A 291-nucleotide genomic window follows, 5' to 3' on the forward strand; every position below is an offset into this window, starting at 1 on the left:
GACTCATTCGAGCCACTAACAGATCCCCAAAATATATCCCGTAAAATGGGGATTTACTGTCATTGTCAATAATGTTCGCTTGCAAGTCTTCAAGCATGGAAAGCTCCTGTAAACCATATTCTTTAAAACGTTTAAATTCCTCTAATGTTTTGTAATTAACCTTTAATTTCTCTACTTTATAATCCATATTGTTCCCCCCAGTCCAATTTTAATCATGAATAGCTTAGAAGTCTCATATAGTTAATGTGAAGAATGATACTTACTCTATTTCATTATATAACAAAAATACAG

The 291-nt window shown here is 32.0% G+C and carries 1 protein-coding gene; it reads right to left on the minus strand.

Annotated features, from left to right (window positions below; genetic code table 11):
* A partial coding sequence (locus PZE06_RS28680) for a GNAT family protein (RefSeq protein WP_483314102.1) occupies window positions 1-187 on the minus strand: 187 nt, incomplete at its 3' end.
* Window positions 188-291: the final 104 nt, after the last annotated feature.

The sequence above is a fragment of the Robertmurraya sp. DFI.2.37 genome (assembly GCF_029211245.1).
GTDB classification, from domain to species: domain Bacteria; phylum Bacillota; class Bacilli; order Bacillales; family Cytobacillaceae; genus Robertmurraya; species Robertmurraya methanolica_A.